Below are 18,125 nucleotides of genomic sequence, written 5' to 3'. Positions count from 1 at the left end.
AATGTGAATGATTGATGTGAATGACGAAAGACGTCCATTCGATAATGACGTACATCCATCATTTCGCGCTAAAAAGGAGAGTTTCCGACATGTGCGGCACTCCCTCTGCCAACAACTCAGTCAAGCCTATACGTTCAAATATAGTATTGCGCATTCTCTTTCGTCACAAGCTCAAGTTTCATCATTTTTTCCTTCACTGCGGGCAGCTTTCGGGAAGAAAGATATTCGAACATCAACTTGATAATCAGATAACCTTGGTTAAACGGATTCTGGCAGATTGTCGCCGTAACGATGTCCTGCTGCAGAGCTTCGTGAATCTCCTCATTCATATCATGCCCGATCAGCGCTACATGTCCTGCAAGGCCTGCCGCTTCAAGATGCCGAGCAATAACATGCAGCTTGGCACTGGCTACATAGATGCCGTCCAGTCCGTCAAAATAATCGGCAAATGTCTCGAACGACGTATATTCTTCCTGCTCGACCTTAAGCGGCGCCCGAAGCTCCACAAGCGGACAGCTGCCGATGACTTCACGGAATCCGGTGACTTTTTGCTGCATCTGAAAATTGGTATACGACATGATCAGGCCAATTCGTCCCTGCCGCCCGATGAATCGGCACAGCGTATCAGCGGCCAAACGACCGGCAACCCGATAATCGCATCCTACATAGAAAAGCCGGGAACTGAGCGGAGAATCACTGTTAAAAGTGCCTACGGTCAGATTTCGGCTTACTGCATGGTCGATGACGTCTGTCATTTCCTGCGGATCATTGGGCGAAATGGCTATTGCATCGTATTCGCCGGATTCGATCAATTGAAGCATCGTATTTTTTTGGTCGGTAAGATCGTAATCTTTGGAACGTATCGTATGTACATGAAGACCCAATTCCCGGAATTCGTGAACAGCGGCGTCAATGCCGGTCTCTACTTGGCTCCAGAAATATTCCGGCAGCTCGGGGAAAGCGACGGCAAGCGAAATGCTGCGGCTTTTTGGCAGGGCATTCGCCGAATGGTCGGAGGCATTTTCCATTTCGCGGACCTTATCCGTCACAAGCTGCACGGTTTCCGGCTTGACCTTGCCCCGATTGTTCAGCACACGGTCTACGGTGGCTGCAGACAGACCAACCTCCTTGGCGATTTCTTTCACGGTTAAGCGTCTATTTGATTTCATGGCATCGTATCCTTTATGTAAGATAGTCAGAAGTAAGAGAACAGCGAAGGAATATTCATGATGTAATCGCTTCCCTATTCGCCGAGAATGATAGACTATTCGATTTGGAGTGTCAACGAAATGATGGCATATATTCGTCGATTTGAGGGAATATATCATTTTATCTGTGAAATGGGCTTGATCGTTAGGAATGAAAGGCGGGTTTAGTATTCAGTCTTCCGATTTGGACGCCGGGAGCGTCTGCGGCTACAATGGAAAGAGAGCTTTTACGGTAAACAGGCGAAGGGGGAAGACAATGAACGAACCGCGCAAATTGTTCGTTACCGATATCCACGGCGAATATCGCGGGCTGATCGAACTGCTGCGGGAGATGGATTATGATGCTTTTACAGATCGGCTGACGGTCGGCGGCGATCTCATCGACCGAGGGCCCGACAGTGCGCTTGTGGTTCGCTATCTGCGCACGCTGCAGCGGATGCATCCGGATCGGGTAACGGTGCTGGCTGGCAACCATGAAGAGATGCTGCGTTGGTATCGGGCGGATAAATCGAATATATGGCTTATTCACGGTGGAGCAGAGGCGCTGGCAAGCTTCGAGCGTACATTCGAGGACGATGAGGAAAGCCGTGAGAATCTGGACTGGCTGCTGACGCTGCCGATCATGGCCGAGGACGACGAATACGTCTACACGCATGCCGGATTTATTCCCGACCAACCGCTGCATGGGCAGAGCCGGGATATTTTGTGGATGTCGGAGAATGAATTTTACGATTATCCGCCCGAGTCGGTTCTGCAGGCGACAGACGGCAGAACGGTTGTTCATGGGCACACACCCTGCGAGTTTATCTGCTTTGATGGAGCGAGGTTGAACTGCGATCTCGGTTCGCATACGTATGGGATTGAGGAATCGCGCAGTCTTTCGCTGGTGGATCTGACAGGCGGGGAGTATGCGGTATACAACTGCGGCAGCGGCAAAGTAACGCGGCGCCAGCTAACATGGCAAAAAGGCTGACGGAATTTTCCGTCAGCCTTTTCATTTTATGAAGGTGTCGTGTCGGTTTGAGCTTTTTGGCGGCGCTTCCGGCGGAGAAGCAGGAAGGCCACAATACCGATGATGACGATCAGCGCTCCGGAGGCCGTATAGATGATCCGTTTAACGTCCGGAACGGTGACGCTCAGTTCGATCCGGTTTTCGCGGGTTGGGGAGAGATGCCAGGTCATCGAACGGCCGTTGGCGGAGATCTCGTCGGCGTTATGAGCATCCGGCTTGATCGGTAGATTAAGCTTGAAGTCGAAGTCGAATTCCCGATTGATGAAGCGGCCCAGCAGTCGAGAACCGATAAATCCGGTGAGTGACGAACTTTCATTCGGGAACAGCTGCGGCGGGTTGGCCGTGACGACGATATGATAGGTCGTCGAGAACAGGCCATCTTCTCTGCGATTTTGCAGGGTGATCCCGTCCGGCAGTTCCGGGATTTCACTGCCGCTCAGTTCTACTTTTTTCGAAGCGGTAAGAAGGGTCTGATCGTCTTTGTTCACGGCCTGAGCGTCTATTCCCTGTTCACGCAGACCGGCAGCGATTTTCTCAAACAGGTCGCCCTGCCCGAGCGTATTCAGCGCTGAGTTGTCAATTGCGGCGTCCATGCGGATATCGGCGGTACCATCGGTATTGACGGTGACATCGACGACTCCCTGGGCGCAGGCGCTGAGCAGGAGGCACAGCACTATCGGCACAATCAGCGCATAGAGGCGTTTATTTTTTTGCAGCTTAGTTACAGACATTGCGATCTTCCTTTCCGGTATGGACTTTCCGGCTCCGATAGGTCCTATGTATGTGTTAACTATAACCGATTTGGCGCGGCCGGTCACACGACGGGTAACTGCTAGGAAACGGAATACCACTAGAATGAACAGTATTATTAAGTGAGAAGAGCCCAAGCGAGAAGAGCCTACGTGAGAAAAGGATCGGGTGAGCAGATAACTCTGGAAGAGCATAAGCTTGAAAAGCACCGGATGCGAAAAACCGCCGGGCGCGTATTGAGCGTCCGGCGGTTCCGCCGCTTTGACTTGTTCGGTTGGGGTGCTGTCTAGTTCAGTCAAGGTGTTGTCTCGCGTTCCAGCCATTCGAGGTAGGCGAAAGCTTCCTCGGCGGAAGAGCCGCACATTTCAAGCGAAGGAGGCAGGCCTCCGCATACGCTCGGTCGCTCGGGGCTTCCGAACAGCTTGCAGCGCTTGCGTTCGTTGAGCTGTACGCACGGTACCCCCGCAGGCTTGCCGTTCGGCATGCCCGGAATGGGCGAAGCGATCGAGACTGCCGTGCAGCATGCGCCGCAGTCGGGACGGCATTCAAAGGCTTCCATTATTGAATTTTCTCCGGTTCCGGATACTCTTTGCCCAGAGTATCGACCGTAACCTTTTTCATCGTTGCGCCTTCGGGAGATACTGGCTTTTCTTTGCCATCCGTCGGCAGAGCGGCGATCGCATTCACCACGTCCATGCTGGCTGTATCAGCAACTTTGCCAAAAGCGGCATACTGTTGATCAAGACTCGGCTGATCGGCCAGCATAATGAAGAACTGCGAGCCGGCGGAATCCGGAGCGCCTGTCCGGGCCATCGACAGTACGCCGGTAGTGTGTTTGAGCGTATTGTTGAAGCCGTTGGAGGTAAACTCACCCTTGATCGCGTAATCCGGTCCGCCGCTGCCATCAGCGTTCGGGTCGCCGCCCTGAATGACGAAGCCCGGGACGATACGGTGGAAGGTCAGCCCGTCGTAGAATCCCGACTTGACCAGAGAGATAAAGTTGTTGACCGTATTAGGAGCGATCTCTGGATACAGTTCCAACTTGATGATGCCTCCGTTGTCCATTTCGATTGTTACGATCGGATTGTCTTTGCTGCCTGCAGGTGTCTCGCCTGCTGCCTGCGTTCCGGTATTCCCGGTCTGTGTCTTTGTTTCCGTCGCCGTCTCGCTCTGCTGCGGAGTTTTGGAGCCGCAGGCGGCGAGCAGAATCAGCGTCAGCATCAGGAGCGCGGCCAGCGTCACACTGCGTCCGGCTCTCCCGTTTCTGTACATGGATGTTGCCCCCTTGATTGAAAGTATGAAATCTTGCTGCATCTGATTATATCACAGCTGACATCCGCATTGCGCAGCGGATAAAATCTCATTACTATGAAGAAGACAATACAGAAGATTATAAGGAAGAGTATGAAGAAAAGAGGGGCGATCAGAGCATGCAATATCAAATTTTGTATCCGGGAGCATTTCCGCTGCTTCAAGTTCAGCTTGAAAATGGCGAGAGCATCAAAGCCGAATCGGGCGCGATGGTGTCCATGTCGCCGAACATTGAGCTGCGCGGTACGACAGAGGGCGGCATTATGCGAGGGCTGGGTCGGATGCTCAGCGGCGAATCGTTCTTTTTCCAGGAGCTGCTGTCGGTTGGACGATATGGAGAAGCGACGCTTGCTCCTTCCAGTCCGGGTGCGATTGAAGCGGTCGAATTGGACGGTTCGTACAGTCTGCTTGTGCAAAAAGACGGATTTCTTGCAGGGACTTCAGGGATTCAAGTGAACACGAAGATGCAGAATCTGGGCCGCGGTCTGATGTCGGGAGAAGGGTTCTTTATTGTCGAAATCAGTGGGCGCGGTACGGTATTTCTGTCATCCTACGGAGGGATTCATGCAATCAATCTGGAAGCAGGGCAGGAAGTCGTAGTGGACAATGGTCATCTCGTCGCCTGGCCGGATTATATGCACTATGAGATCGAAAAAGCGTCCAAAGGCTGGGTGTCCAGCTTTACAAGCGGAGAAGGGCTTGTCTGCCGTTTCCGGGGAGAAGGCGTTGTGCTGATTCAGACCCGCAGTCCGAAATCGTTCGGCGAATGGATTCGGCCTTATATCCCGGGGGGACGCAGTTAAAGCAGAAGCACGTAGTTGAAGCAGAGGTACATAGTTAAAGGGAAAGAACAAGATTTGCAGCAAATGAAGGCATTCTAATTCAAGCTCGCCGTAAGGCGGGTTTTTTTTATGTTTTTTTTGAATTTAACGGTAACATTTCCTTCATTGTACTCGTTTTAAAAGTGAACCCTGCAAACGCTCGCTTTGTCATTTTTTCGTATCCTGAGCGTTACTTTTCTTTGGGGGTCCGGTGATAAGATGATGGCAGGCCGGTCAAACGGTCATCGGATGAATCAAACCGTCACTGCACGCATATTGAACGATCAAACGAGAGGAGAATGAACGATGAAAAGGATCAAACTTGAATTCCCTGCTCCCCGAAGAACGGCAGCAGCCGTGCTGGCAGCAGCCATGCTGTGCTCGCCTGTATGGACAGGGCAGGCATCCGCTGCGGAAAGCGGCGAGACGACAAACTTTACAGCATCGGCGCTGACCAACGCGATCCCGGAAGGAGCCAAAATCTCGTCCGTTGCCGCTGCTTCGACCGCTCAGAAGCTGTTCCCGGAATTGACACCCGCCAAGGTAACATCGGTCGATTACAGCGCCTATTACAATGAGAGCAATGCCAGCAAAACGTGGAGAATTACATATACGCTCTCAAGCCGCGATAATGGCACCGCTTCGGTATCAGTTGACGCTGTAAACGGAAACGTGCTGGATGCTTATCTTCCGGTTTCCGGAGAGAATGAGGCAAAAGTAACGCGCGAACAGGCATCCGAGCAGGCCGAATCATTCCTGCGTCGTGCTATGCCGGACAAAAAAGCTTCCGATTTTGTGGCAGAAGACCTGACTTCCCCGGCACCCGCCGGATACGGAGGAGGCCGTACTCTGACCCCTCTGTTCGGCAGCTCCAGCTACTCCTTCTCGTTCCGGATCAAAGTGAACGGTGTACCGTCACAGAGCGAGACCGCCTTTGTGTCCATTGGCGCAAGCGGCTCGATCACAGGTTTCAGTCGAAGCATGAATAACCTGTCTTATCCGTCTGCAACCCCGAAGGTTTCGGAGGCCGAAGCACAGCAATCGTTCGAGTCGGATTTCGACATGGAGCTTTCTTATGTTCCTGTTAACGGATGGGGAGGAAGCGCCTCCCGTTACTATCTGGGCTATGTGCCGCATGCCGCTTCGACAGTTCCGATCGATGCCTCTACCGGACAGAAGCTGGATCCAACTACCGGCCTTGCCTATGCATCCGCTATCGGTGCCGAAGGAGAAGCGCTCAAGAACGGAAGCGCGTTTGTGCCGACTCCGCTCAAGACGGAAGAAGCTGCACAGCGCCAGCTTGAGAAGCTGGGCTTAATCCCGGCCGGATACAAGCTGACCGGACAGCAGACCCATACGCAGGATTACCCGAAGAAGAACACGAAAGTCTGGATGCTCGATCTGAACCGGATGACCAAAGGAAGCTCGGGGAATATCAATGCGCAGTTGAATGCGGAAACGGGCCAACTGTACAATTACTACTCTTACGAGCAAAATGTGTCGAATAACGGAGATGTACAGCCGACTGCAGCGAATCAATCGCAGGCAGCCGCTTGGGCGAGCAAACTGCTGCCAAACGCTGGAGAATGGCGGATGATCTCGGTACCGAAGAGCGGTGACTGGGTTCTGAATTACACCTTCCAACGTTATGAATCCGGTATTCCGGTTGCAGGCGATACGGCTAGCGTAACGATCGACAAGGCGGGAACGCTGAAAGAATACTACTTTACTGCACCATCCTCCGGGATGAAAGGAACGTTCCCGTCCGCGGATACGGTCAAGATCTCCGCAGCCGATGCCAAAGAAAAGTTTCTGGATGAGGCAGAGCTGCAGCTGTATTACAGCCGATTTGACCGTTCTTCCGGGCCTTCCGGCGAGGTCGATTCCGTAATGAAGCTGACGTACGTTCCAATGCTCAAAGCGGGCGGACAGCTCGGAAACTTCAACATTCTGGATGCTTCCGATGGCAAATGGAAGACGCTGTACGGCTTTGGCATAGAGCAGCGTCCATCTACCGCCGCATCGGATATCGCCGGACACAAGAACGAGGCAGCACTCGAAAAAATGGTAGACCATGGTGTACTGATTCCTGACGAAGCGGGCAATATCAATCCGGATGCCCGACTGACACGTGCTCAATGGGCCGATATGTTGGCGCGTGCTATGCAGCCGGATTACGTATCCTATAATTCCTATGCGGGCATGTCCTTGTTCAAAGATGTAGAAGCGGATAGTCCCGATCAATCGGCGATCGGCTTCCTGGTCAGCCAAGGTTGGCTGAAGCCGGACCAGTCGTCGAACTTCAGGCCGGAAGCGGAACTGACTCGCGACGAGCTGGCCCAGCTGTTAATGGGCGTGCTGAAATACGACAAGCTGGCCTCTTACTACAATTCGACTGTCGAGCTGCCGGGTATTGCTGACGCTGAGTCCATCGTGAATAAAGGTGATGCTGTGCTGGCGATCAAGCTGGGACTTCTTCCTCCTATCAACGGCAGCTTCCTGCCGGAACAAGTTGTCACCAAAGCCGATGCAGCTGTTGTTCTGCTTCAGCTGTCTGAACTGCAGGGCAAGACGGATACCTTCATGAACTGGAATTCATGGTAATTCGATTCTGATGCTTGAATGATCTCGTTTATCCATATGTTTGAGACCCCGGCCATCAAGGTGGGGTCTTTTTGTGCTGTTGAAAGTGCCTTAAAAGTGCCTTTAAAGCGTCTTGAATCGGCTCTTCAAAGTGCTGTTTAAAATGTTTTCAAGGACGATCTTGAGCATTGTTTCGATAGGCTGCACTTTGTCGAAAAATTAAGTCCTTGTTCTTAAAAGCAGGTTGGCTTTATCGAACTAAAGAATCAGTCTTAATCATACAGACCTTACAAACCTATAACACTGTTAAGACTTTTGCTTGCTTATGCTGAAAAGTTTTACAGGAAAGAAGCAAGAAGGGAGGTTAAATTTCGACAATTTTCATCTTCTTTAAATAATGAAACACTTGTTTCGAAAAATTTACAAGTGGTCAAATTTTTACAGTGGTGTTAACATAGGTGGCAAGCTTTTTGACAATAAACGAAGGGAGGCCAGTATTTGAAGCGGTTTTTTGTTTCTCTGTGAAGTTACCTGACAAAACCGTGTTGGCGATGGACATTCCTGTTCACATTTCAACCATTAGAGAGGGGAAGTTGCATTTGAAAAGAGAGCAGCATCTGTTCCGTAAATTATCCGGCGTATCGCTTAGTCTAGCGTTGGCGTTGGGAACGGCGCTTCCGGGCATGGCCTCCGCCCAGTCGACCAAATCGCCGAGCGAGCTGGCACCTTATCAGCTGTCCGAAGAATCTTTGAACGGCGCGTCCACAGAAGGAACCATGAGTGCTTTTGCTGTTCAAACCCGTGATCCCGCTTCCATTATCTCACCCAAGCTAAACACCGAATCTTTACATAAAGTGCGGGCAATTATACAGCTCAGCCGGGAACCTGTAGCTGCCGCAGAATCTTCGGCAGAAGAGGCGGGACTGAGAAGCTTCTCGGCTGCCTCGGCACAGCAGTTGGTCGACAGCGAACAGTCCTCTTTCCTTAACCAGGCCGCAGCGCTGGGGATCAACCTGGATGTCAACTATCAGTACGATACGGTCCTAAACGGATTTGAAGTGACAGTATCGGCGAAGGATCTGACGAAGCTAGCCTCGATTCCGAGCGTTATTTCCATTGATGAGAACCAGACTTATTATGAAATTCCGATCAATGAGAACAATTCTTCGACTGAAGCGAATTTCGAGATCCAGCCGCTGAAGCAGATGGGTGTCGACAAAGCTTGGGCAGAAGGTTTCACTGGAAAAGGCTTGAAAGTCGGCGTTATCGATACCGGCGTCGATTACCTACACCCGGATCTGAAGGACGCTTATAAAGGCGGATACGACTCCTTCTCGCAGGATAACGATCCTTATGAAGAGCCGCCGATCGTGATCAACGGAACGACTTATGCCGGCACCAGCCATGGTACGCATGTAGCCGGTACAATCGTCGGACGCGGAACCAACCCGACTTCCGAATTGGTCCAAAAAGGCGTGGCGTACGAAGCAGATCTGTACGCGTACAAAGTACTCGGACGCAACCTGCAGACAGGACGAGCTTCGGGTTCTTCCGCACAGGTTATCGACGGTATCGAGCGTGCAGTCAAAGACGGCATGGACGTAATCAATCTGTCGCTTGGCTCGGCATCGAACAAGGATGCAAATTCACCAGACTCGGTGGCAGTCAATAATGCCGTTCTGTCCGGTGTTACAGCGGTCATCGCCAACGGGAATGAAGCCAACAACGGGAATTATTACTATTCTATGGGTTCCCCGGCATCCTCGCAGCTGGCCATTTCGGTCGGTGCGGTAACAAGCGAAAGCAATCATTATATGGGCACATTCTCAGCTTCCGTAGGCAATGAAGCTGTCGAAGCACCGCCGGTGGAAGAGACACCGGAAGAGACTCCGGCTCTATCGGACGAAGCGGTTCAGCCTGAAGCTCCGGCTGCGGATGAGAACGCAGCAGAAGAATCTGCTGCCGAACAGTCTTCTGAAGAACCTGCTGCGGAAGAACCTGCCGCGGAAGAACCTGCTGCGGAAGAAGCGGCGGCATCTCAGTCGGAGACTGCTGCAGCCGATACGGTATCGCAGGCGGTATATGGAGACTATGGTCCATATACGACCGACATTTTGGCTTGGAGAACAGGGCAGGAGAACTTCGCCGAGCTGCTCGGTACAGAGCCGAACGATGCCGTTTATGCGAATCTTGGAAGTGATGCGGATTACGACAAGCTGGCTGCCCAAGGCATTGACGTCACGGGCAAGGTTGTAGTCGTTTCCCGCGGTAGTCTGACATTTGACGCAAAAGTTCGCGGTGCTGAGGCACACGGTGCCAAAGCGATCGTGATCTTCAACGGCAACACTCAACCGGGCAACCCGAACGAAGCGGATCTGTCCGAATCGATTCCGGGACGCGACGCGCCGGTCGGCTCGCTAGCCTTCCTCGGTGACAGCTTCGATTATGTTCCGTACTTCGATATGAGCGGTACGGAAGGCCGCAAGTTGGCCAGACAGGTATTGGAACTGGAAACGCCGGAGTTTGCAATCACATTCGGTACCGACTATCCGAACCAGATTGTAGCTGGTGACCGTATGGCAGGTTTCAGCTCGCGCGGACCTAACAGCGACGAGAATCTGAGCATTAAGCCGGATGTAGTGGCTCCGGGTGTCAATCTGCTGTCGACTTATCCGGAATACGGCAAGTTCATTGAAGGCGTCACTTATGACGAAGCTTATTCCCGCTCGAGCGGCACAAGTATGGCGGCTCCACATATTGCGGGTCTCGCACTGCTGCTGAAGCAGAAGTATCCGGAATGGACACCTTACGATGTCCGGGCTGCACTGGCCAATACGGCAGACACTCTGGTCAATGAACAAGGCACGCCGTACGATGTGTACTCGCAGGGCGCCGGCCGCGCTTATGTGGCGGACGCGCTGAATGCACCTGCACTGCTGCAGGCTGTTGAAGAAGTCCGTATTCTTAATACCGATCTGATTGAGGTTCCGGTTACAAACTACGCTTCCTCGACATCGTTCGGTGTCGTAAGCGCAGGCGGAGAAGCACGCAGCCGCGAACTGCAGTTGAAGAGCGTATCGGGAGCGCCGGTTTCGTATACGGCGAGTGTCGTTTGGCATAACAGCGTGACTTCTGACCCTGCCAATCCGATCGCTACACCGGATACAAGTGACATCTCGGCCCGTTTGACCGGTCTTGGAGCGGGCAGCACGGTAAGTGCATCCGCAGGAGCGCCGACATCGTTTGCACTGGAAATTGCCCCTTCGTCCAATGCAGTCAAAGGCGTGTATGAAGGTGAAGTTCTGCTTCAGTCCGCCGGATCGCCGGACCTGCACCTGCCGTTCGTGGTGCATGTTGGTGACGAACGTCCGGACAATGGCTTCGGTCTGCAGGACATCGAGCTGACAGAACGCATTATTACGCCTGATGGCGATGGTCAGCGCGATACAACAGATGTATCCTTCACCTTGACGGCAGATAACGTGAATTATATCCAGATTGCCGCATACGGTGTCGACGACAAGTACATCGGCCTGCTTGGCCAAATTGTCGATGAAGACGCTCAAGGCAACATGCGTCTGCTGGAACCGGGACGTTATACGTTCGACAAGATCGGAGACACTTATCTCGATGAAAAAACGATGAAGCTGGGCAAACTGCCGGAAGGCACCTACCAGCTTGAGATCATGGCAGTTCAACTGACGCCTAGCGGCCAGGTTGCCAACGATCAGTATGGAAATCCGATCCAGTATATCGCGTATTCCAGTTACCGTATCGCGGAACGCCGAATCCTGCTGGTTGAAGAAGCGATCGCGGCATTCGACAAAGAAGCCGCAGTCGTCAATACGACTCGAATCGGTCCTAACGTGCTGAAGCTAACTTCGACTAGCGAAGTCAAGTTCCAAGTCACAGATAGCGACCACCCGAATCTGATCAACAGCAGGGGTGCTCTGCGTGGACTGCCGAAAGAGCCAACAGTTGTCAATCTGACGGTTACCGCTTCTTACAAGAAGAACTCCAGAATCAACGAGACGTTCATCGTACCAGTAACACTGCTGCCGAGTACTCCGAAGAAATAATCGACTATTTCTGTAAGGAAGTCTTGGCATTCATGCTTGATGCTCCATGTCTTACACTTCACGCTTTATGCTTCATGTACTAGGCTTCATCCGAACCGCCTTCTCGGTCCTTAGGGCCGTGAAGGCGGTTTTTGTGTTGGACAAAAAGCGCCTTGTCCGACTCCGATTTTCATTCGCTTGTCAATGTCTATGTCCGAATGACCACCTTCCCGCGGATCTTACCCGACTCGGCAAGCTCATAAGCCTGTCGGGTCTCTTCCAGTGAGAATACGGCTTCAATCATCGGCTTCAGCTGTCCATCTTCGCACCATTGGCGCAGCAGGCTCAGGTCTTCATCGTTGGAATTAGCGACGATGAAACGTGCTTTTCGGCCTTTAGAGCCGGATAGAATTTGTCGGAGCATAGAAGCAGGGCCGGGTATGGTCGTTACGTACGTCCCCTGTTCAGTCAGCAGGCTGCGGCAGTCTCCGAATCCGTATTTGCCTGCCGCATCAAAGATCAAGTCGAAATGCTGACCGCTGCGGCGGAAGTCTTCACGGTCGTAAGCAATGACTTCGTCGCAGCCGAGCGACTTGGCTGTCGCTTCGCCGGAAGAGCGGCAGACGCCCGTCACATGAGCACCGGCGATAGAGGCCAACTGTACGGCATAATGACCGACGCCGCCGGTCGCACCCGTCACAAGTACACGCATGCCGGATTTCAATCCGCCCACATGCGTCAGCGCTTGGTAAGCGGTAGATGCGGCGAGCGGAACAGCGGCAGCTTCTTCGAAGTTCAGCGAAGCCGGTTTCTTGGAGGCGAGCGAGGCTTTGCAGCAGAGCACTTCCGCAAGTCCGCCTCCCTTGGCGGCTCCGTTCGTAAATCCGTAGACTTCGTCGCCGGGGGAGAAGTCGGTTACGCCGGCTCCACATTCTTCTACGGTTCCGGAGAAATCCGAACATAGAATTTTGGGGAATCGAAATCCGGATAGAAAGAATAGGTATCCTTTGCGTACTTTATAATCGATCGGATTTATAGATGTTGCCTGCAGGCGTATTTTGATCTCGCCTGCGGACGGACGGGGTTCTTCGACTTCTTCGATCCGAAATACATCCGGACCTCCATATTTGCGTATGACAGCGGCTTTCATCATGAACTTCGCCTCGTCTCTTAGGAATAAAGTCTTTTAAACAGGTCATTACAGCAGCAATCGTTCGGCCGGTCGGCACCTCGCGAATACTATAAGGCATTTCATACCGGTTCACCAGTTTTGCTCATAATAAAAAAAGCGCTGCCCGTGACATGAAATCCGAAAATCGGATTTCTGTCCGCAGAGCAGAGCTTTATTTTTTCTACTATTACTATATAGAGGCTATAAGGCTGCTATATAGATGTTATAGGGCAGGCAGGTCGGACCGTTTACAGTCCGCTGGTTACCGGTGCTTCCACCGTGTCGAACAAGAAGTCTTCGTCACGCAGCGGTTCTACGTGAACTGTACGAACGTAGCCATTGCCTTTTTTGGAGAAGAAGTCATGCTGCTTAGTTTGTGTCTTCAGGCCGTTGAGGACGATCGGGTTGATGCTTTCGTCGTCTTCTTCGAATTGAGGCTCCAGACCGAGGTTCATCATCGCTTTATTGGCATTGTAGCGTACGAACTTGTCGACTTCTTCCTTGATGCCGATCTTGGCGTACAGCTGAGCCGTATACTGCTCTTCGTTCTCCTGCAGCGTGTGCAGCAGTTCGTACAGTTCTTTAGTAGCCTCTTCGGCTTCCGATGCCGGGAGGTCGCGCAGAATTTCTTGAGCCAGTACACCGACGTACAGGCCGTGAATGCTCTCATCGCGCAGGATCAAGTCGATGATCTCGCCGCTGCTTGTCATTTTGCCTTGTCCCGCCAGATAGAGCGGATAGAAGAAGCCGCTGTAGAACAGATAGCTTTCCAGCATAACCGAAGCGCCCATAGCCAGATACAGATCTTTTTGCGTCTGGATGTTCTGGTAATAACGAGTGATGATTTCCGCCTTTTTCTGCAGGAGAGGATTCTCTTCGACCCAGCGGAATACTTTGTCAATCTCTTCCGTCGAAGCGAGCGTCGTGAAGATGCTGCTGTACGACTTGGCGTGGATCTGTTCCATCATGCCCATGAAGGCCAGTACGGCTTTACGCTGAAGGTTCTCTACATGTTCCATAATTTGCGGCATGCCGACTCCGCCTTGTACCGTGTCGAGCAGTGTCAATCCGCCGAGCACCTGCATGTAGGCTTCCTGCTCGTCCTCGTTCAGTGTAATCCAGGACATTTTGTCGTCGGACAGCGGAATTTCTTCATCGGTCCAGAACTGCATAATATTTTGATTCCAGAACATCTGGGTAAAGTCATCGGCAGGGCGGTTCCAGTTGACGGCTTTGATCATGTTAAGTCATCCCTTTCGGTGTGAAGTAGGTGGGGAAATATATAATAAAGGAATTTGTGGGCAATGTTGGATGAAATAAGCCGCAAGTAACGGTCGCTCACATAGGAACGACACACAAGTTACTTATTATGGGCTATAAATTTGCAAAAGTAAAGCGGGGCGTTTTGGTCAGACCGGCAATCCGGATCGTGAAAAAGGCGCCCCGCAGGTTCACATTATCGTTCGAACGGTACTCGGAAAATTCAAGTTCAAGCAGTGATAGGCAAGCTCCTGATGCACAAGTTTCTTAAACTTAGATGGCGCAGCTGATGCACTCTTCCACGCTCAAGTGATTCGTACGCGTGTAATAGAGAGCTTTCAGGCCTTTGCGCGCGGCATACAGATAATAACGGGCCAGATCGCGAGTCGTCACGTTGCTGTTTACGTGCAGGATCGCGGAGATTCCTTGGTCGATATGCTCCTGAATTTCGGAGATCAGATCGATGACTTTGAACTGGTTCATCTGGTAAGCCGATTTGTAGTAGAAGAAGTTCTCCTGCGACAGGTACGGCATCGGATAGTACGTTGTCGAGTTCGCGTAAGTACGCGTCTCGATTGCATCAACGATCGGCATAACGCTCGACGTGGAGTTCTGGATATACGAGATACTCTGCGTCGGAGCAATTGCCAGACGATACGCATGGTAGAGGCCGTTGGCCTGAACCAGCGTGCGAAGATGATTCCAGTCGGCAGTTGTCGGAATATGCATATCGCCGAACAATGCTTTGATCTTATCCGTGCGAGGGCTATAGTCGGTCTGTACGTACTTGTCGAAGTATGTACCTTTCGCGTACTCGGACTGCTCGAAGCCTGCGAACGTTACGCCGCGGTCTCTTGCGATCTCCATGCTTTTCTCGATCGAATAGTAGTTCATCATCATGAAGAACGTGCGGGCGAAATCGATCGCTTCGTCGCTCTCATAGGCAATCTTGTTCTTCGCCAGGTAGCCGTGCAGGTTCATTGCGCCAAGGCCGACAGAGTGCATCTCGCGGTTTGCTTTGGCAACACCCGGAGCATTCTGTACTTCGGTCATGTCGCTGACAGCAGTGAGGCCCAGCATTGCTTCATGCACGGATTCACGGATTTTGCCCAGATCCATGACATTAGCGATATTCAGCGAAGCCAGATTGCAGCTAATGTCGCGGCGGATATCGTTCTCTTGTCCATAGTCGCCGATTGTCGACGTTTCCTGCAGCTGGTAGATCTCTGTACACAGGTTGGACATTTTGACCATACCCAGATCTTTCAGCGCGTGATTCTGGTTGGCATTGGTCTTATTCATGATATACGGGTAACCGGACTCGAGCTGGATCATGGCGATCTTCACCAGCATATCGCGGGCACTCATTATAGTCTTTTTCTTGACCTTGTCGTTGGCGAGCAGTTCGTCGTACATTTCGTCGATATCGAGATCGTCGAGATGTTTGCCGTATTCTTTGTAGACGGAGTAAGGACCGAATACAACGAGAGGTTTGTTTTCTTCCGCCAGCTTGTAGAAGCGGTTCGGGATGATCAGACCGATCGACAGCGTTTTGAGGCGCGATTTCTCGTCGGCGTTAATCTTTTTGCTGTCCAGGAATTCAAGTACGTCCCAGCCGAAAATGTTGTAGTAAGCGGCTCCGGAACCTTTACGCTGTCCCATTTGGTCCGCATAGGAGAATGCATCTTCCATCAGCTTCAATACCGGCATCACGCCTTTGGCCGCGCCTTCTACGCCTTTGATCGGCTCGCCGCGTCCGCGCAGCTTAGACAGGTTGACCGCTACGCCGCCGCCGATCTTCGACAGCTGCATGCAGGTGGAGAGCACGTAGTTGATGGAGTTAAGCGCATCGTCCATTTCCAGCAGGAAGCAGGAGACAAGCTCGCCGCGGCGGCTCTTGCCTGCGTTCAGGAATGTTGGAGTTGCCGGCTGAACGCGCTGTTCCATAATGGCTGTTACGAGCGCTTTTGCCGTTTCCACATTGCCACCGCCCAAGTGCAAAGCCACGATTGCGGCACGGTCAGCATACTGCTCCAGGTAGACAGCCTTGTCGTTGCTTCTCATTGCGTAGTCCGTGTAGAACTTGGAAGCGGCCATGTACGAAGCGAATTCGAACGGAACGTTATGCGATGTCTCAAACACCGATATAACTTCCTCACGGGTATAATTCGCATATACGTTCTCGTAGTAATCATTCTCGATCATATAATCGACTTGGCTGCCGAAGTCCGGGAAAGTCAGGCTGCGCTGAGCGACTTCCTCCATAAATGCAGCTACCGCTTCTTTATCTTTCTCTAGGCGGAAAAATCCGTCGGCGTTTCTCAGCATCAGTTGGTTGTTCAGTTCAATATGCCGCAAGGGTGTTCAGCTCCTCTTTGAAGTGTTGGATATCTTTATGAGTTCCGGATAATTCGAATTTGCAGAGCACTGGCACGCCGTAAGTCTGGGAGATGCTATCTGCGCTTTTGGCGAAGGAATGTCCCCAGTTGCGATTACCGCTGGCGGACACGCCGCGCAGCTGATTTCCATTTTTTTGCAAGAAAAGTTTGACTTTGTCCGGCACCTGGCCGAACCCTGTCGTGTAAGTGACAAGGATGAAAGGCTCGTCCAGCTTCATCTGCTCGTCGATCTGAACTGCAGGCAGTTCCAATTTTTCGATAAATCTCCGTACGTTTCCTGTCTTGGAATCGTAAGCGATCACCATCTGCACCGACATCCTTTCGATACCGACTTAAAACTATATATAGTTTTAAGTGAGTCAATGTTAATCATTCTATAACCATATATGGGGATTGTCAAAGCAGAAAATTTTAAAAATAAAAGCGATCAAATTGACAGCGGACGCGAAAAAGCGAGCAATTTGAGGAAAAAGAGAGGTTTTGCCGTGCAAGCTTCTGTAAACGGGAATTGACGCGAGAAAATGGTAGGGGTTTTTTCGGAGAATGGCTTAACGGTGCGGAACAAGCAGCGGACAAGATTGGAAAAGAGCATGGAAGGTGTAAAGAAGTGCAAATAAAATTTTTGAACTAAGGTGAAAAAAAGTTAGATGTACGGGAAAGGTACGAAAGAAAGGGCTGAATTTTGGCAAAAAAAACGACTGAAAAGCTGTGGATGACGGGGATAACGATGGGATATACGGCTGTGGATGGCGTGGATAATGGGGATAGCTAATCAAGATGTAGAGAATGCCGAAATGATGGCTGAATTGCAAAAAAAGCCGTTTTTCCGATTGCATCTTAGCTGCCCAGATACGATGGCGGCTGCAGACAAGTTCGGAAAAACGGCTGAAGATCGATTCGATGTGAATATGGACGGATACTGGGTTCTTTACATTGGACTCCCGGTATTTGTCCCGACCCTTTTTGTCATCCGGTCGTATGGATGGCCGCTCAATTCCACGAAGCCGTCTTCGCGGTAGCCCAGACGCTCGTATAACGCTCTGGCTCTCAGGTTGGTGCGGTCGACAAGCAGCAAGGCTCTCGTCCAGCCGAGTTCGGCAGCTCGCTGCTCGAACGCTTCAATCAGGCGAGTCCCGATGCCGGCTCCGCGGTAGGCACCGCTGACTGCCAGTGAATCCAAATAGTATTCGCCTGGTCGGGCTTCAGGAACCAGCCCAGATGTCTGCAGGCCGAGATCTTGGAGACGCCGTATCAGCAGCTCGTCCAGCGATTGGGCTTCATCGCCGGAATAGCTCAGCATAAATCCGGCAATATCGCCGTTCTCAGCTTCGCAGACCAATCCGTTTGTATAGCTCAATCGACAGCCAGGCTGCTGAAACAATTGCTCCAGAACGTCCATCGTATCGGGCATATCGGTTGTGCCTGCGATAGTATGCGCAATATCTCCGATCGCATCATACATGAGCAGTGAGACTGCTTGAGAGTCTTCCGGCATGGCCGGACGGATACGCAGTTCTTGATCCGATTTCATGTTCATCCATACCCTCCAGTC

The 18,125-nt window shown here is 51.8% G+C and carries 13 protein-coding genes; 4 read left to right on the top strand and 9 right to left on the bottom strand.

The window, feature by feature from the left end; translation table 11 throughout:
• Positions 1–134 precede the first annotated feature (134 nt).
• On the bottom strand, positions 135–1,169 hold the full coding sequence (locus F456_RS0105660; RefSeq protein WP_018976032.1) for a LacI family DNA-binding transcriptional regulator: 1,035 nt from the start codon (positions 1,167–1,169) through the stop codon (positions 135–137).
• Between the two features lie 295 nt (positions 1,170–1,464).
• Between F456_RS0105660 and F456_RS0105655 the strand changes: the two genes are divergently transcribed.
• Positions 1,465–2,181, top strand: a complete 717-nt coding sequence (locus F456_RS0105655; RefSeq protein ID WP_018976031.1) for a metallophosphoesterase — start codon at positions 1,465–1,467, stop codon at positions 2,179–2,181.
• A 26-nt stretch (positions 2,182–2,207) separates the two neighbouring features.
• Here the strand turns inward: F456_RS0105655 and F456_RS0105650 are convergent, their stop codons facing one another.
• The 3 genes from F456_RS0105650 to F456_RS0105640 all read right to left on the bottom strand — a co-directional run bounded on the left by F456_RS0105650 (position 2,208) and on the right by F456_RS0105640 (position 4,242).
• The gene (locus F456_RS0105650) at positions 2,208–2,951 is read right to left on the bottom strand and encodes a hypothetical protein (protein WP_018976030.1); all 744 of its coding nucleotides are present in this window, start codon (positions 2,949–2,951) and stop codon (positions 2,208–2,210) included.
• 314 nt (positions 2,952–3,265) lie between these two features.
• A complete protein-coding gene (locus F456_RS0105645; protein WP_018976029.1) occupies positions 3,266–3,529 on the bottom strand; it encodes a YkgJ family cysteine cluster protein in 264 nt (87 codons plus the stop codon).
• Complete coding sequence (locus F456_RS0105640; protein ID WP_018976028.1) at positions 3,529–4,242, bottom strand: peptidylprolyl isomerase; 714 nt, start codon at positions 4,240–4,242, stop codon at positions 3,529–3,531. Before F456_RS0105640 ends, F456_RS0105645 begins: the two co-directional genes overlap by 1 nt.
• A 158-nt stretch (positions 4,243–4,400) precedes the next feature.
• Here F456_RS0105640 and F456_RS0105635 point away from each other — a divergent pair, with 158 nt between their 5' ends.
• The 3 genes from F456_RS0105635 to F456_RS23465 all read left to right on the top strand — a co-directional run bounded on the left by F456_RS0105635 (position 4,401) and on the right by F456_RS23465 (position 11,764).
• On the top strand, positions 4,401–5,084 hold the full coding sequence (locus F456_RS0105635; protein WP_018976027.1) for a TIGR00266 family protein: 684 nt from the start codon (positions 4,401–4,403) through the stop codon (positions 5,082–5,084).
• A 324-nt stretch (positions 5,085–5,408) separates the two neighbouring features.
• The gene (locus tag F456_RS0105630; protein WP_018976026.1) at positions 5,409–7,706 is read left to right on the top strand and encodes a YcdB/YcdC domain-containing protein; all 2,298 of its coding nucleotides are present in this window, start codon (positions 5,409–5,411) and stop codon (positions 7,704–7,706) included.
• Positions 7,707–8,284: 578 nt separating this feature from the next.
• Positions 8,285–11,764: a S8 family serine peptidase gene (locus F456_RS23465; protein ID WP_018976025.1), complete on the top strand. Its 3,480-nt coding sequence runs from the start codon at positions 8,285–8,287 to the stop codon at positions 11,762–11,764.
• A 187-nt stretch (positions 11,765–11,951) separates the two neighbouring features.
• Here the strand turns inward: F456_RS23465 and F456_RS0105620 are convergent, their stop codons facing one another.
• The 5 genes from F456_RS0105620 to F456_RS0105600 form a co-directional block, all read right to left on the bottom strand.
• Complete coding sequence (locus F456_RS0105620; protein ID WP_018976024.1) at positions 11,952–12,896, bottom strand: NAD(P)-dependent alcohol dehydrogenase; 945 nt, start codon at positions 12,894–12,896, stop codon at positions 11,952–11,954.
• A gap of 266 nt (positions 12,897–13,162) precedes the next feature.
• Positions 13,163–14,155 (bottom strand): class 1b ribonucleoside-diphosphate reductase subunit beta, encoded by a 993-nt coding sequence (gene nrdF / locus F456_RS21835; RefSeq protein ID WP_018976023.1) that lies wholly within the window; start codon positions 14,153–14,155, stop codon positions 13,163–13,165.
• A gap of 292 nt (positions 14,156–14,447) precedes the next feature.
• Positions 14,448–16,532 (bottom strand): class 1b ribonucleoside-diphosphate reductase subunit alpha, encoded by a 2,085-nt coding sequence (nrdE, locus tag F456_RS0105610; RefSeq protein WP_018976022.1) that lies wholly within the window; start codon positions 16,530–16,532, stop codon positions 14,448–14,450.
• On the bottom strand, positions 16,519–16,878 hold the full coding sequence (gene nrdI / locus F456_RS0105605; protein ID WP_018976021.1) for a class Ib ribonucleoside-diphosphate reductase assembly flavoprotein NrdI: 360 nt from the start codon (positions 16,876–16,878) through the stop codon (positions 16,519–16,521). Before nrdI ends, nrdE begins: the two co-directional genes overlap by 14 nt.
• A 623-nt stretch (positions 16,879–17,501) precedes the next feature.
• Positions 17,502–18,110 (bottom strand): GNAT family N-acetyltransferase, encoded by a 609-nt coding sequence (locus tag F456_RS0105600; RefSeq protein ID WP_018976020.1) that lies wholly within the window; start codon positions 18,108–18,110, stop codon positions 17,502–17,504.
• Positions 18,111–18,125: the final 15 nt, after the last annotated feature.

This window comes from Saccharibacillus kuerlensis DSM 22868, from assembly GCF_000378145.1.
In the GTDB taxonomy this organism is placed as follows: Bacteria; Bacillota; Bacilli; order Paenibacillales; family Paenibacillaceae; genus Saccharibacillus; species Saccharibacillus kuerlensis.
Note: the sequence above shows the minus strand (reverse complement) of the source record. Positions and strands in the feature narration are given on the sequence as shown.